This window comes from Beijerinckia indica subsp. indica ATCC 9039, from assembly GCF_000019845.1.
Taxonomy (GTDB): Bacteria; Pseudomonadota; Alphaproteobacteria; order Rhizobiales; family Beijerinckiaceae; genus Beijerinckia; species Beijerinckia indica.
On the sequence record NC_010581.1, the window covers coordinates 1,642,911 to 1,657,065 of the forward strand.

At 58.2% G+C, this 14,155-nt stretch carries 16 protein-coding genes; 8 read left to right on the plus strand and 8 right to left on the minus strand.

What is annotated here, in order from left to right; translation table 11 throughout:
* The first annotated feature begins 50 nt into the window (after positions 1-50).
* Positions 51-701 (plus strand): sigma-70 family RNA polymerase sigma factor, encoded by a 651-nt coding sequence (locus BIND_RS07280; RefSeq protein ID WP_012384430.1) that lies wholly within the window; start codon positions 51-53, stop codon positions 699-701.
* Positions 701-1,357 (plus strand): NrsF family protein, encoded by a 657-nt coding sequence (locus tag BIND_RS07285; RefSeq protein WP_012384431.1) that lies wholly within the window; start codon positions 701-703, stop codon positions 1,355-1,357. The genes BIND_RS07280 and BIND_RS07285 overlap by 1 nt, the downstream gene beginning before the upstream one ends.
* Positions 1,358-1,652: 295 nt before the next feature.
* On the opposite strand, the gene bla is transcribed toward BIND_RS07285, so the two are convergent.
* Both bla and BIND_RS07300 read right to left on the minus strand, forming a co-directional pair.
* Positions 1,653-2,519, minus strand: a complete 867-nt coding sequence (gene bla, locus BIND_RS07290) for a class A beta-lactamase (RefSeq protein WP_012384432.1) — start codon at positions 2,517-2,519, stop codon at positions 1,653-1,655.
* A 341-nt stretch (positions 2,520-2,860) separates the two neighbouring features.
* Entirely contained in the window at positions 2,861-3,778 is a 918-nt protein-coding gene (locus BIND_RS07300; RefSeq protein ID WP_012384433.1) for a LysR family transcriptional regulator, read from the minus strand.
* A gap of 133 nt (positions 3,779-3,911) precedes the next feature.
* Here BIND_RS07300 and BIND_RS07305 point away from each other — a divergent pair, with 133 nt between their 5' ends.
* The 3 genes from BIND_RS07305 (at position 3,912) to BIND_RS07310 (ending at position 5,590) form a co-directional block, all read left to right on the plus strand.
* Positions 3,912-4,460 carry a hypothetical protein gene (locus BIND_RS07305; RefSeq protein WP_012384434.1) on the plus strand — a complete coding sequence of 183 codons (549 nt, stop codon included), beginning with the start codon at positions 3,912-3,914 and terminating at the stop codon, positions 4,458-4,460.
* Positions 4,457-4,597 carry a hypothetical protein gene (locus tag BIND_RS21605; protein WP_012384435.1) on the plus strand — a complete coding sequence of 47 codons (141 nt, stop codon included), beginning with the start codon at positions 4,457-4,459 and terminating at the stop codon, positions 4,595-4,597. The genes BIND_RS07305 and BIND_RS21605 overlap by 4 nt, the downstream gene beginning before the upstream one ends.
* 126 nt (positions 4,598-4,723) lie before the next feature.
* The gene (locus BIND_RS07310; protein WP_012384436.1) at positions 4,724-5,590 is read left to right on the plus strand and encodes a DUF4238 domain-containing protein; all 867 of its coding nucleotides are present in this window, start codon (positions 4,724-4,726) and stop codon (positions 5,588-5,590) included.
* 25 nt (positions 5,591-5,615) lie between these two features.
* Here BIND_RS07310 and BIND_RS21610 read toward each other — a convergent pair whose 3' ends face one another.
* The gene (locus BIND_RS21610) at positions 5,616-5,774 is read right to left on the minus strand and encodes a hypothetical protein (RefSeq protein WP_158304364.1); all 159 of its coding nucleotides are present in this window, start codon (positions 5,772-5,774) and stop codon (positions 5,616-5,618) included.
* A 77-nt stretch (positions 5,775-5,851) separates the two neighbouring features.
* Between BIND_RS21610 and BIND_RS07315 the strand changes: the two genes are divergently transcribed.
* Positions 5,852-6,319, plus strand: coding sequence for an MbcA/ParS/Xre antitoxin family protein (locus BIND_RS07315; protein ID WP_012384437.1), 468 nt, complete (start codon positions 5,852-5,854; stop codon positions 6,317-6,319).
* Positions 6,316-6,861, plus strand: a complete 546-nt coding sequence (locus tag BIND_RS07320) for an RES family NAD+ phosphorylase (protein WP_012384438.1) — start codon at positions 6,316-6,318, stop codon at positions 6,859-6,861. Before BIND_RS07315 ends, BIND_RS07320 begins: the two co-directional genes overlap by 4 nt.
* Before the next feature lie 16 nt (positions 6,862-6,877).
* Here the strand turns inward: BIND_RS07320 and BIND_RS07325 are convergent, their stop codons facing one another.
* The 3 genes from BIND_RS07325 to BIND_RS07335 form a co-directional block, all read right to left on the minus strand.
* On the minus strand, positions 6,878-8,473 hold the full coding sequence (locus BIND_RS07325) for a B12-binding domain-containing radical SAM protein (protein ID WP_012384439.1): 1,596 nt from the start codon (positions 8,471-8,473) through the stop codon (positions 6,878-6,880).
* A 231-nt stretch (positions 8,474-8,704) separates the two neighbouring features.
* A complete protein-coding gene (gene trpD, locus BIND_RS07330) occupies positions 8,705-9,733 on the minus strand; it encodes an anthranilate phosphoribosyltransferase (protein ID WP_012384440.1) in 1,029 nt (342 codons plus the stop codon).
* A gap of 9 nt (positions 9,734-9,742) precedes the next feature.
* A complete protein-coding gene (locus BIND_RS07335) occupies positions 9,743-10,342 on the minus strand; it encodes an anthranilate synthase component II (protein ID WP_041777985.1) in 600 nt (199 codons plus the stop codon).
* A gap of 301 nt (positions 10,343-10,643) precedes the next feature.
* Here BIND_RS07335 and BIND_RS20080 point away from each other — a divergent pair, with 301 nt between their 5' ends.
* On the plus strand, positions 10,644-11,192 hold the full coding sequence (locus BIND_RS20080) for a DUF3016 domain-containing protein (RefSeq protein ID WP_012384442.1): 549 nt from the start codon (positions 10,644-10,646) through the stop codon (positions 11,190-11,192).
* A 133-nt stretch (positions 11,193-11,325) separates the two neighbouring features.
* Here BIND_RS20080 and BIND_RS07345 read toward each other — a convergent pair whose 3' ends face one another.
* Both BIND_RS07345 and trpE read right to left on the minus strand, forming a co-directional pair.
* Positions 11,326-12,405 (minus strand): linear amide C-N hydrolase, encoded by a 1,080-nt coding sequence (locus BIND_RS07345; RefSeq protein ID WP_244395980.1) that lies wholly within the window; start codon positions 12,403-12,405, stop codon positions 11,326-11,328.
* A gap of 225 nt (positions 12,406-12,630) precedes the next feature.
* The gene (gene trpE / locus BIND_RS07350; RefSeq protein WP_012384444.1) at positions 12,631-14,151 is read right to left on the minus strand and encodes an anthranilate synthase component I; all 1,521 of its coding nucleotides are present in this window, start codon (positions 14,149-14,151) and stop codon (positions 12,631-12,633) included.
* Positions 14,152-14,155: the final 4 nt, after the last annotated feature.

The following is a 14,155-nucleotide window of genomic DNA, read 5'->3' on the forward strand; positions in this document are numbered from 1 at the left end:
GTCCCAGGGCGACTGCTTACGTGGATCCGCTATCTTCAGGAGTTGGCGCGATGCAGGATGACGGGTGTCGGCGCCTGACTTTGGTGGCGTCGGATGGCGAGACGACGCGAGATGGGACGAAGGCCATGCCAGGGGACCTCGAGGCCGCACCATCGCGCGATCTCGACTGGACAATTCTCATGGCGCGCGCGCAGGACGGCGATACGGTCGCCTATCTGCGACTTCTCCAGGAGATCACACCTTATCTCAGATCACTGGTCAGGCGATGGCACAAGGATCATTGGGACGTCGAAGATACCGTGCAGGACATATTGCTGACCCTCCATTCGATCCGGCATACCTACGATCCTTTACGGCCGTTCGGTCCCTGGCTTGTCGGCATCGCCAGTCGTCGCGCGATCGATCGGTTGCGTCGACGTGGCCGGCAGGCGCTGCGCGAGGCCCCGCTCACCGCCGAACATGAGGCGACCGTCACAGCGGCCGATAACAACGATGATGTGCTTGACAAGCATCGTCTGACTGAGGCTGTCGGCAGCTTGCCGCTGATCCAACGGACGGCTGTCGATCTCCTCAAACTCAAGGAAATGTCTTTAAAGGAAGCATCCGACGCGACCGGGCTCTCCATCGCGTCGCTTAAAATGGCGACCCAGCGGGCGCTCCGGACCTTGCGGACCTTGCTCTCGGATCGGGGGGATTTGTGATGGACACGTCTGAGCTGATCCGCTCCCTCGCCACCAACGCTCCGCCGGTCAGGCGTCTTCGTCCTCCGCTCGTCCGCGCTGTTGGATGGCTCCTGCTTGCCGCCGCGATCATGGCCCTCATGACGATAAGCCACGGCGTGCGACCGCAATTCGCTGAGCGCATGCAGGATGCCGTGTTTGCCATCAACATGATCTCATCCCTCTTAACCGGCGTCCTTGCGACCATCGCCACCTTCTTTGTCAGCCTGCCGGACCGGTCCCGCTGGTGGCTTCTCTTGCCCGCCCCGCCGCTCGTCGTCTGGCTGTCGACTATTGGTTACCAGTGCTTCGCTGGCTGGGTGCCTGTGCCGCCAGGTGCAATCACCGTCGAGGCCGCGTCCAGTTGCCTTGCCACGCTCGTGCTGACAAGCTTGCCTTTGTCGCTGCTGATGCTGGTGATGCTCCGTTACGCTGCTGCACTCCGGCCCACATCAGTCATCTTGATGGGAAGCCTCGCGGTCTCGGCAATCACCGCGACGGCCCTTTCGATGTTCCATCCGCTCGATGCCACCGCGATGATCCTTGGATGGAATCTGGGCACGGCTGTTCTATTCCTCGGAGGTGCCGCGATTTTCAGTCGGAAGGTGTCGAACGCAGCAAGTGCGAAAGGACGATAGGTGAAAGCCATTCGGCCTCCGGTTGCGCGACGAATAGCCCAAATGTGGCGAGGGCAGACATGCTAATGAGCGAGGTACCGACGGCCAAACGTCACTATGATCGCCGGGAACCACGCAATGGCCGCCGAAAACTGCCGATTACCGCAGAGACTGTACAAAATAATGTATATCAAAGATCTATGACGATCTCGTAGTTCTCATCCTGGTCTCGTGTGGCCCGCCAGCCTCGCTACAGTATCCGGCTCTATGCTATCCAGCGGACACCCTTGGGTTCGCTATGTGAATCGAGGCGATGCTATGCCTCAGCCGCGACGATCCGAGCGACATCGGCCAGAATGGCTTCCTGGCTCTCGACCGAACCGGGTACTTCACCGAGATAGGCTGTAACCACAATCGGAGCACGGCCGGGCGGCCAGATCACGCCGATATCGTTCGTCGCTATCTTCTCCCAGGTGCCAGGCTTGTTCGCGATCCGCCACCCTGCCGGGAGGCCGTCCCGAAGGCGATGCGTCGCGGCATCCTTCGCCCCGATCATCCATCCCGTCAGAAGGGCGCGTGACGTGTCCGACAGGGCATCTCCGAGCAGCAACTGGCGCAGCGTCCCAGCCATGGCGGCCGGCGAAGTGGTGTCGTGGATCTCGCCGGGCTTGACGATATTCAGAGCCGGTTCCATGTGGTCGAGCCGGGTAACGGGATCGCCTAGCGATCGCAGATATATCGTCAGCGCCGCTGGACCGCCGAAGCTGGCGAACAGCAGATTGACGGCGGTGCTGTCGCTGATGGTGATCGCCGCTTCGCAGAGCGCGGCGATCGTCATACCTTCAGGGCCGACATGAGGGCTGGTTGCCTTGAAGGGCGACACCAGTTCGCGCTCGGTGAAGGTAATACGCCGGTCGAGTCGCTCCTCACCTCGATCAACCCTCGCCAGCACGCAACCCACGGCCAGCACTTTGCACGTGCTGCACATGGCAAAGCGCTCGTCGATCCGGTTGCCGACTAGCCCGCCGGTCGCGGTATCGAGCACGGCGACCCCAAACCGCCCACCGCTCCGCGATTCTAATTCTCGCAACCGTGCCTGAATGCCGCTGCTGGCCCAGGCGCCGGACACCGGCAACACCAGCGGCGCTACCAATGCGAGACGGCGCGTGATTGGGACTGGCATGCTGGGTCAGTTTCCTATTTGTATGGGGTGTCGCGGATTGCTGAATATTCCAAGTGTAAGTGGCAGACGTCTACAATCTGCACCAGCGCGGCGATCATAATCGATGACGGCAAGGTGGTGGCCGTCGAATGGCCACGATCTGTGCACGCTCGGCCTCATCGAGGCCTTATCCTATTCCATTTATTCTGGAAAATCAGGCCAAGGCGTAAGAGGATCATGGAGTGCCCTCGGTGGCTATGGCGTAGACATAGTGCCCATCTTCATTGTTCTCGGCTTTCTCCGCCGTTTTCCCGATCGTGCCAGCTAAGCCACTGATTCCCGCCCAACAAACATGCGCAAAATCATGCTTCCCAGATCGGTGGACTTCCGATTGAAGCCCGAAGCGCTTCGGTGAATGCTCGAACCTTGGCGATCGGCTGGGGCAGGGCACGCAGAAGATAGATGCCGCCCGGTTGTTCGTTCCAGGGCTCGCCGTTGGCCGACAACCGGATCAACGTTCCCGACCTAACGTCGGGCCCGACAACCCAGCTCGACAGAAATGCGATACCCATGCCGGCGACGGCGGCCGCACGCAGAGCCTCGAAATCGTCCGAACGGAACACCACCCTACCATTCCCGGCATGGCCGGCTGGGCAGCCCAGCACTTCCCGCCAGCCAAGGAGGTCGGCACCATGCAGCTTATCGAGAAGTCGGTGCGATGCGAGATCGACCGTGCCCCCTGGCACACCCGCCTGCGCCAAATAAGCGGGGCTCGCCACCAACAGCCGGGTTAGGGGCGCGAGCTTGGTGGCGATCAAGGTACTGTCAGACAACTGCCCCATGCGGACGACCACGTCGAGACGTTCAAGAACCGGATCGGCAAGCCTCTCCGTCAGATCAAGTTCAACCTTGAGCGAAGGGTGCTCGGCTTGAAGCGTCCCCAGAACCGGCAGGACGTAGCGCTTGCCGAAGGTTGGGAAGCAGGCAATTCGCAATGTGCCCGAAACTGAGCCGTCGAAGGCTGACACTTCGGCATGGGTATCGGCCAAATCGTCGAGAAGCTGGAGCGCTCGCTCATGGAGCCGCCGCCCGGCGTCGGTCAGCGTCAGGGCGCGCGTGGAACGCACGAGCAACGCGACGCCCAGGTCCAGCTCCAACGTGTCGATCTGACGGACGATCGCTGAAGGCGTCATCGCCCGTCTTCTGGCTGCCCCGGAAAAGCTTCCAGCTCGGACGACATCGACGAAGGTGGACAGGAACTCGGCGAAATGGGGTCTCATCTTTGCGATCCAGGCAAAGCCGTTTGCAGGAGACTATGGCTTATCGTCGATCGTGAACAGGCGCACCTTCCTCCTCGCCAAAACAGCAAGCGGCATCGGATTTCGAGCCGCTCCACCAAGAGGAGAAGTCATCATGAATATTCTGAACGATCTGGTCCTGTCGCAATCCGCCTATTCCGCCGAAATCGATGTTCCGCTTGAGAAGATCGATATCGCCGACTGGCTGTTCAACCTGCCGGAGGCCGAGTATCAGCGCTGCTGCCCGCCAGACCATATCGCCGCCGGCGCCACCACCACTGACGACGGCCGCCTCATGTCGATCAATGTCGAAATGATTGGCACCGGGCTCGTCATCCAGCATTATGTCGCCGATGAGGCCACGCCGACCTATTGCCGGATGAACTCAATTTCAGATGTCTTCACCGCCGCTGGTCGCACGCAGGTCAACGTGATCTGGGAGTTGATCGCCGAAGCCATTGATGGCGGCCGTACCCGTTATACCAACCGCGTCACCTCGCATCCGACCGACGTGTTCATGAGCTTCCTGAAAGAGCATGGCCAGACCTTTGAGCAGGCGGCGGCGGCCCGTCAGGCGGCGAGCGGCGATCACAACCGCCGCGAAACCCCGCTGTTTGCCGCCAGCATCGCCCGCAAGGCACTGGGCAAGGAGGCCGGGAAGTGAAAGCGGTTGTCTTTGAAGAGTTCGGCAAGGCGGACGTTCTCTACCTTGCCGATGTTTCGCCCCGGAAATGCGTCCCGGCGATCTGCTTGCGCATCATCGATTTACTTTCCCCGCATCCCGACTTTTCGACCCAATAGGCGGATTTGAGAAACAAAGGGATGGGCGTACACTTTCCGCTTGGGGAGCGGGGCGGGGCCGGGCCAAGAAAAGCGGCTGCATTTTGATGCAAATCAAAATGGTGGTTCAAAGCAGGCAGAAAAACTATGAGCGAACCCAGGAAGCACCACTATATCCCGCAGTTCTACCTCAAAAATTGGTGTGGAGAGGATGGTCGTCTGATCTGTTACAAGCGTATCCGATCAGAGGTTATGTGTGAGCCGGTTGCACCCATATCGACTGGATTTCAAAAGGACCTTTATACGCTCGCCCATCTGCCAAAAAATCTGCGGCAGGCGATAGAAAAAGATGTGACGGCCGATGTCGATCATCGTGCCTCCGTTGCTCTTCAAAAGATGATTGCCACGAAAAGCACGGATACTCTGACAAAGGAGGATCGTCTGGGCTGGGCCCAGTTCATCGTTTCGTTGCCAATCCGAAACCCTGACGCCGTGGCGGATATAAAAGAGACTTCAACAAAAGCTGGGTTGGAAAAAGCCTACGAGCAGGCAAAACAGGAATTTCCGGACTGGGCACAGGGGGAAACCTTTGGAGCCGAGTTCGAAGAGAGTGTGCGTGAAGACCCGTTCACCCGTTTTTTATCGGACAATTATGGGTTGATGGTGATCAGTGAACTCATGCTCAATCCTGATTACCACGATATCATCCTCAAAATGTTCTGGTGGGTCATGGATTTTTCCAGCGCGGGGATCAGTCTTATCACCTGCGATCGGCCCTACATGATTTTCCGTTCCATTGGGCATCCACGAGGTCTCATTTACCTGCCCATCGGCCCAAGACTCGGCTTCTTCGCTTCACCCGATCCGATGAAGCGCAGACAACTTCTCAATCAGAATATCGCGTTAGTGACAAAGGAAATGAATCGCTGGGAAGCCAAGCTTGCGGCGCAATATGTGTATGCCGCGGATAGGCATCATACACCTCTCATCATGAAATATTTGAGAGCGGCGTAATTCGTCGGTACAATATTCTCCGCATTCACGAACCGATCTGTCCCTCCAGCTCCAACGTTCGTGCTTTCGCCGAATAATGCGAGGCATTGTTCTTTCCCGCGCAAGCATCGCGGGCAAAGGCGATGAGATGGTGAGCGACAGGCGCTGCCGGCTCCGGGAGCGTTGTGGTGAATTGCCAAGGCATAACAACTGCTCCGCTGGACAATATGGGAGGTCTTGCCATATAAAATGACGCTAAATGCGGCATTGGGAGTGGCAGATATGCCAGGCACGAGGACGTCGCAGTCTCCTAAGAATCGAAGAGATCAACCTGTGGTAGCGCGAGAGAATAAGGCCAGAGCGACCGTTGTGGCTCCTTCGAATTTTCGAGGCGCGCAACTGGTGACCACGTTTTTCGATGCCAAAGGATATGTCTCCGTCGACCGTGTGGCCGAGCGCTTTGGAATGTCCAAGATGCAACTTGCGGAGACGATTGGTCTGAAACGAGAAAACATCTATCGGACAGCGCGCGCGAAGGCCCAGAAAACCCAGGCACGAGCGACTGAAATGCTCGAGATTATCGGTCGTATCGCTGACTGGGCAGGAGGCGAGAAGCAGGCTATGGCGTGGTATCGGGCCGAGCCGATCGCGGCCTTCGGTGGCCGGACGGCCGAATCCCTCGTAAAAGAAGGCAAGGCTGCGGCCGTCCGCGATTATCTCGATCACGTGGCTATCGGCGGGTTCGCTTGAGGTGGCGAGGCACAGGCTATCGTGCACACGATCCAAAGTGGGCCTGGGCACCGATCTCTGGTGATGGCGCTGCTTTGAAGGGCGGACGCTTCAATCCGGTTGGTGTTCCAGCACTCTACCTGGCCCTAACTATTGAGGGCATGTTCCTCGAGATGGGACATGGCTTTAGCCATCGTTTTGACCCATTGACCATTTGCTCCTATGACGTCGATATTGATGACCTGATCGATCTCCGCACGGAAGAGGGGCGGGCGGCCGAGACTATTCAGCTGGCGGATATGGCTTGTGCATGGGCTTATGATCTGGCCTGCGAAAAGAGGCCAGCTTCTTGGGATATTTCCGAGGCGTTGATTGCGAAACAAGCGGCCGGTATTCTGACGCCATCTTTTGCAACGGGCGCTCGGCTGGACATGGCAAACCTTGTTCTGTGGCGATGGGGATCCACATTGCCGCATAAGGTCATTGTACATGATCCAAGCGGCCGCCTTCCGAAAGATCAGTCTTCTTGGCCCAATCCAAAACCTGACGAATTCACAAAGTGAGCGGTAACCGGCTGCTTCACGAACCGATCTGTCCCTCAAGCTCCAGCGTCCGTGCTTTCGCCGAATAATGCGAGGCATTGTTCTTTCCCGCGCATGCATCGCGGGCGAAGGCGATGAGATGGTGCGCGACGAGGCCGACGCGGATGATCGGCTCGACCTTGCCGCGTGAAAGGGAAAAGAGAACGAAGCTCCAGAAAGCCGCTTTGTAATCGCCGCGAATGCCTACCTTCCAGATGATTTTCGACAGAAAATGTATCCCCTTGCGGATATTGCGCGGCGACAGGCGTTGCCGGCTCCAGGGACGCGGCAGCTTATTGGGATAGGTGTGGCGCATCTGATGGCGATAGCGGTCGAAGAGGATTTTGGGCTGATAGGCCTTTCCCATGCAATCGCGCCACATGCTCAGAACGTCATCATAGGGAAGTTTGAAGATCACATTCGATTCGAGATCATCGTTTTCACAAAGGCGGTTTTCCTTTTCCAGCCGGTCCCATAAAGGCGTGCCGGGCAGGGCCTGGAGCAGATTGATCGTGAGCAGGGGAATGTGTGAGCGTTCGACAAAGGCGAGAAGATTGCCGCCGGTCTCCAGTGTATCCGTATCGAGGCCGAGAATGATACCGGACACCACTTCCATGCCGTGATGATTGATCGTGTCAATCGCCTCAAGGATCGGCAGGGCCATATTATGCTGTTTGGAAATCGCCTTCAGGGCTTGCGGCTCCGGCGTTTCGATACCGCAGAAAATCGTCTCGAAGGCAGCCTCGCGCATCAAGGCGAGAATATCGGGCGAGCGGGCGATGTTGAGCGTCGCCTCGCAGGCGAAGGCGAGGGGATAGCCGTTGCGTTTCTGCCAGGCGATGAGATGCGGCAGCAGCTCTTTGAGCGCATGGCGATTGGCGACGAGATTGTCATCGACGAAATAGATCGAGCCGACGACGCCGCGCGCTAAAAGGACATCGAGTTCGGTCAGGATTTGCTCGGCCGTCTTGAGACGCGCGACGCGTCCATAAAGGCCCGGAATATCGCAGAATTCACATGTATAGGGGCAGCCGCTCGAAAACTGGATACTGCCGAGGAAATAACGGTCGATCGGGGCGAGCTCATAGGCCGGCACCGGAAAATCAGCGAGATCGCGCCGCGTCTCGGTTTTCAGGACCACTTGTTGCTCTGGCCGGCTGATATCCTTCGCTAGAATCGCGACGAGTTTTTCGGTCGCGTCGCCGAGTTCACCGACGTGCAAATAATCGAAAGCTGGATAATAATGCGGGCAGGCGGAGACAGACGGCCCGCCGAGCACCACGACCTTTCCCTGTGCATGGGCGCGCCGACGGATATCCTCGATCTGGCGCCGCTGAATATGCATGCCGCTGACAAAGACGACATCCGCCCACAGGAAATCCTCGGTGCTGGCGGCCTGCATGTTCTCGTCGATGAAGCGGACGTCCCAATTGGCGGGCATGACGGAGGCGATGACCAGAAGACCTTGCGGCGGCATGAAGGCTTTGACGCCATCGGTCAGTTCATAGGCATATTCGAATGTTCCGAACGACGGCACGTAACGGGGAAAAACACAGAGAATATGCCGCTGGCCCGGAGCAGAAAAGCGCGTCATTAGCCAAGAAATCCATGCATCCGAGAAAAGGGAAACTCTTCGAGATGAAGGGTATAGTTTAATAAAGCTGGATGAAGAAAACTGTGCAACGGTTTTTCACCGTTCATTCAAATCAATTGGATAAGATTAAGATAGGGTGACAACCTGACCGAAGGGTAGTCCGCCTCTCAAAACCAATGGTTCGTGAGTCATTGTATCACAATTCGGTTTGCAAATGATCACCAGATCTTTTTATGCGGCACGATTGTCCTGGTTGGAAAGTGCCACGAGCTTGGCGAGTACAGCCGAAGCCGCGCCGGAATCGACAGCCTTGGCGCCGATCAAAACGCCTTCCTTCAGATCCTTGGCCTTGGCGGCGATGACAAGGGCCGCGGCGGCATTCAAAAGGGCGATGTCGCGATAGGCGGATTTTTTGCCACCCAGTGCCTCCCGCAGGGCGGCGGCATTGGTTTCCGGATCGCCACCCTTGAGATCGGCGAGCGTCGCCTGCGGCAGGCCAGCCATCTCTGGCGTGATGGTGAAGGAACGGATCGCGCCATCTTCCAGGGCCGTGACGAAAGATGGGCCAGTCGTCGTCAATTCATCAAGCCCATCCGAGCCATGCACGACCCAGACATGCTTCCCGCCCAAAGCCTGAAGAACCTGTGCGAGGGGTTCGAGCCAGGCTTGCGAGAAAACGCCGAGGAGCTGGCGGGTGACACCAGCTGGATTGCAGAGGGGGCCAAGCAGATTGAAAATGGTGCGTGTACCAAGCTCGACGCGGGCTGATGCAACATGGCGCATCGCCGTGTGATGCGTTTGCGCCATCATGAAACCAATGCCGGCGCCCCGTATGCAGGCTTCGACACCGGCCGAATCGAGGCCGGTTCTGACGCCAAGTGCGCTCAACACATCGCTTGCCCCAGAGCGCGAGGAGGCGGCGCGATTGCCATGTTTGGCGACCGGCACGCCGCAAGCCGCGACGATGAGGCTGGCCAATGTCGAGACATTGAACGTGCCATGGCCGTCGCCGCCGGTGCCGACAATGTCGATGGCATCAGTGGGGGCATCAACGCGCACCATCCGCGCGCGCATGGCGGTGACCGCACCGATGATCTCATCGACCGTTTCGCCACGCACCCGCATGGCCATGAGAAAACCGCCCAATTGGGCTGGAGTGACCTCGCCCGCGAAAATCTGATCAAAAGCCGCCTCGGCTTCGGCGCGAGTCAGGCTCGAACCGGTGGCGAGCTTGGCGATGAAGGGTTTGAACTGATCCATGCTGTTTCTTCACGCGCCACGATGGCCGGCGTTCCATTGCGCCGCGAGATCGAGGAAATTGGAAAAGATTCGCGCGCCTTGTTCGGAGGCGATGCTTTCGGGATGGAATTGCACACCATGGATCGGCCAGGCTTTATGCGACAATCCCATGATCAAGCCTTGCGCCTCGGCGGTGATGGCTAAATCCGAGGGCAGGGTTGCGCGCTCGACGACGAGGGAATGATAGCGCGCCGCCTTGAACGGGCCATTGATGCCGCGAAAAATGGTTTCGCCCTGATGTTCGATCGAGGCGAGCTTGCCATGTACGGGTTCCGGCGCGCGGGTGACAATGCCCCCAAAAGCCTCGCCGATCGCCTGATGCCCGAGGCAGACGCCGAAGATTGGGATTTCGCTTCCAGCCGTCTTGATGAGATCGAGACAAATGCCGGCTTCATGAGGCGTACAGGGGCCAGGCGAAAGCACGATCGCATCGGGCCGCGCGGCGACAACCTCGGCGGGAGTGATCTTGTCATTGCGATGAACGCTGACCTTGGCCCCGAGCGCGCCTAAACCATGCACGAGGTTCCACGTGAAGCTGTCGTAGTTGTCGATGAGAAGAACGGAAGCCATGGGTCTATAGAGCATTAGTCCAGCGGAGGTTCAACCACAATTGGGTCCCCCGATCAGGATCATTGTCTGGCCGATGGGATCATGGGCTTTTGGACCCGTTTGGAATCGTTCATAGGGGCGTGCAAGCAGGCCTTTACGGCGAGGTCCATTGCCCTCTAAAGTCGCCTAGCATGATCTTCGGCGCCATGATCTTTGGTACATGGCGAGATCATCGGTTGTCCCGAAAATCTTACCCGAGCGCATTCCCCTCTCGTCCACATCCTACCGTCACTTGTGGGTGGTCCCCACGGAGCCTTGATCAATGCATCTGGTAAAAGACTGTTTCCGCCCATGGCGGCGTGGCGTTATTTTTTCTGGCGCGCTCGCCCTTTGTTTTGCTCTGAGCCAGGTTCAGGCCAAGGCGGCTGGTATCGTGAAGGTCATATTCCTGCATCCACAAAATTATTCGGATCCAGCTTTCCGTAATACCACAAGCGTGACGCCACCTTGGCAAGTGATGAACGAGCTCGGTCAGGCGATACAACGAATGGGACAGGTCTATCTGTCAGATGACCAGACGCTCACTGTGGAAGTGCTGAATATTCAATTGGCTAGATATTACAATTCGTGGGCATTTCCCGGCAATCAAGCGCGCTATCTGAGCCATACGCGGCCGCCACCAAGCATCAGGTTGCGCTATACGCTGAAGGTCAATGGCGTGGTGATCATCGCCGCTGAGGAAACGCTCTCCGACATCAATTATTTGCTCGACCCGCTGGCCCCCCATTCAAGCAATGCGTTGTCTTATGAAAAAGCTTTGCTGGATGAATGGTTTCAGAAAAGATTCGTACGGATGGAACCCGCGATCTAGAGCATCAGACCCAAAAGTGGTTTCCACTTTTGGGTCTGATGCGGTCAATAAAGTCTTGCAGCATCGCCCAAGAAACTGAACGAACGAGCGATGCTGTCGGCAAGCCTCTTTCAATGCTTTGAGGCTGCCACCGTCACGGTTTTCCAAATTCGAGCTTTGGTGGCGTTGGATTGGACCGGAAGGGTGCGACGAAGAGGCTCTTCGCATCGAGGTCGAAAGTGTTCAGATCGACCTCACGCAGAACCTGATCCTGATAGCCTTTGATATAGCACTTCCTGGCGCGGAGATCCGCGATGGAGGTCCATTGGGTATATTCCAATGGGCCGTCCTTTTCGCCCGTGCTGATGAAGCCAATGGGAATGTCAAAATTGTTGAGGATATGCTCGGCAAGCCGCACGGTCTGCGGACCATCAGGAGCTTGCCGTGCGGAGGCCACGTAGCCGAGAGCACGAATGAAACGGGACGGAGGAGTCGGGTCGCCCGGCACGCCGAGGAGGCCCGAACCCTGGCCGAGCGGTGCGAAGGTCTGGCCGCCGATCTTCAGCGGATTGGCATTAACCGGGGAAATCTTGACATAGTTTCGGATATTGTTGAGGTGCCAGTCGAAGGGCGGCGAGTTGGTCAGCACACCGAGAGGGTTGTCGTAGACTTTCAGTTTGCCGTCGATCGGCTCGATCACGATCGAAGCGCCGCTCGCATCATGGATCGGAAAGTGGAAGGGCAGGGTAAAGTTCACAACGGGCGTGGGCAGATCGACGATCGTCACCTTGTCGAGCGCCGCCTTCACTTCAGCGACCGTTGCGAAATTCGTCAGCACCCAGGTCAGGAATTCCCACGGTGCGAGTGCTGTTTTGGGGTCGGCCTCGCCAGCCGGTGTGTAGGCGGCGAAATCCGGGAAATAGAGCGCTCCGCCCGCAAGTCCCTTTTCATTCATCCCATCGGATACGAATGGCTGCCCGAAGCTCATGACGCCAACAAGGGCATAACGGGCGTTCCACTTGGGGCCAGGCGCATTGTTGGCGCGCATTCCAACAAAAAGAGTGTTGCGCGGCATGACGACCACTTCAGACTGCGTCTGAAGGGCATATTCCAATGTGCGGCCATAGACCGGCGTTCCATCGGCCGCGATCAAAAGAAAATTGGTGCATGCCTGGACAGGCGTCGAGATGCCGATCAAGCCCGCCAGAACGAGTGCGATAAGGCGGTGAGTCAATCTTGTGCCATATCGATACATTGTTGTGTTTTCCCAGTGTCGCTTCCCAGCGTCCTGGAATAACTGATACATTCAAAATATAAAATATCCACGGCTGTCGCCTGCTCGGATTTTGGCGGCGGATCTCTGTCGCAAATCCGTATGCGCACTGTATCTGAATGTCTTTGTTGGGGCCGTCCGCGTTGACGCGAAAGAGCGATGCTCTTTCGCTTTCGCTGTCCGCTTTTACTGGCCTCGACGTGGCCTTGTCGCGAAACGCACGGCTTCTTCCGCTGCCTTGAACAAGGCGGCCGCCTTGTTGATACATTCGCGCTGCTCGGAAGCCGGATCGGAATCATAGACGATGCCGGCGCCCGCCTGCACATGCATGACACCATCCTTGACGACGGATGTGCGCAGCACGATGCAGGTATCCATCTCGCCCGAAGCACCGAAATAGCCGATGCAGCCACCGTAAATGCCGCGCTTGTCGATTTCCAATTCGTCGATGATTTCCATGGCGCGCACTTTCGGGGCGCCGGAAACCGTGCCGGCGGGAAAGCCCGCGCAGAGGGCGTCGATTGCATCCTGGCCGGCTGCGAAACGGCCCTCCACATTGGATACGATATGCATCACATGGCTGTAACGCTCGATCGCATATTGGTCGGTGACCGTGACCGAACCGATTTCGGCGACACGGCCGACATCATTGCGGCCGAGATCAAGCAGCATGAGATGTTCAGCGCATTCCTTTTCATCGGCCAGCAATTCGGCGGCGAGCGCGGCATCGGCTTCCTCCGTCGCGCCGCGCGGCCGCGTGCCGGCGATCGGCCGGATTGTCACTTTGCCATCGCGCAGGCGCACGAGAATTTCCGGGCTCGAACACACGACCTGAAAGGCGCCGAAATCGAGATAGCAGAGGAAAGGTGCCGGATTGACCCGCCGCAACGCGCGATAGAGCGAGAAAGCGGGCAGGGCGAAGGGCGCTGAAAAACGCTGCGAGAGCACGACCTGAAAAATATCGCCGGCGCGGATATAATCCTTGGCGCGCTCGACCATGGCGGCAAATTCGGCCGGTTCCGTATTGGAGCGCGGTGGCACCGCGCTCAACAGGGGATCGGCTTCGAGACCAGCGGGATGAGCAAGCGGGCTTTCGAGCGTTGCGACGACCGCCTCGATCCGGTCCATCGCTTGTTCATAGGCGGCGCTGGCACTCAGGCCCGGGCGGGGCCGCAAGGGCGTGACGATGCTGATCTCGTCCCGCACCGAATCGAAGACCACCATGACGGTCGGGCGGATGAGAATGGCATCCGGCACACCGATGGGATCGGTCTTGGCGGGGCCTAATTCCTCCATCTGGCGGACCATGTCATAGCCAAGATAACCGAAAATACCCGCCGCCATCGGCGGCAGTTCCGCGACATACGGGATAGCGGATTCTTTGATGAGCGCGCGCAAAGCCTGCAAGGGCGGCTCTTTGCAGGGGAGGAAAGCAGCCGGGTCGCGCTGAGCGTCGCGATTGATTTCCGCCTGTTCGGCAAAGGCGCGCCAGATGATGTCGGGATCGAGCCCGATCATCGAATAGCGGCCGCGTGTCGCGCCGCCTTCGACCGATTCGAGCAAAAAGATCCCGCCGTCGCGATCCCGCGCCAGTTTCAAAAAGGCCGAGACCGGTGTTTCGAGATCGCCGACGAGTTTCGTCGAGACGAGAAGAGGGCGGCCATCGGCATAGGCCGAGGCCGCCACTTCGGGGGAAGGATCAAACATGGCC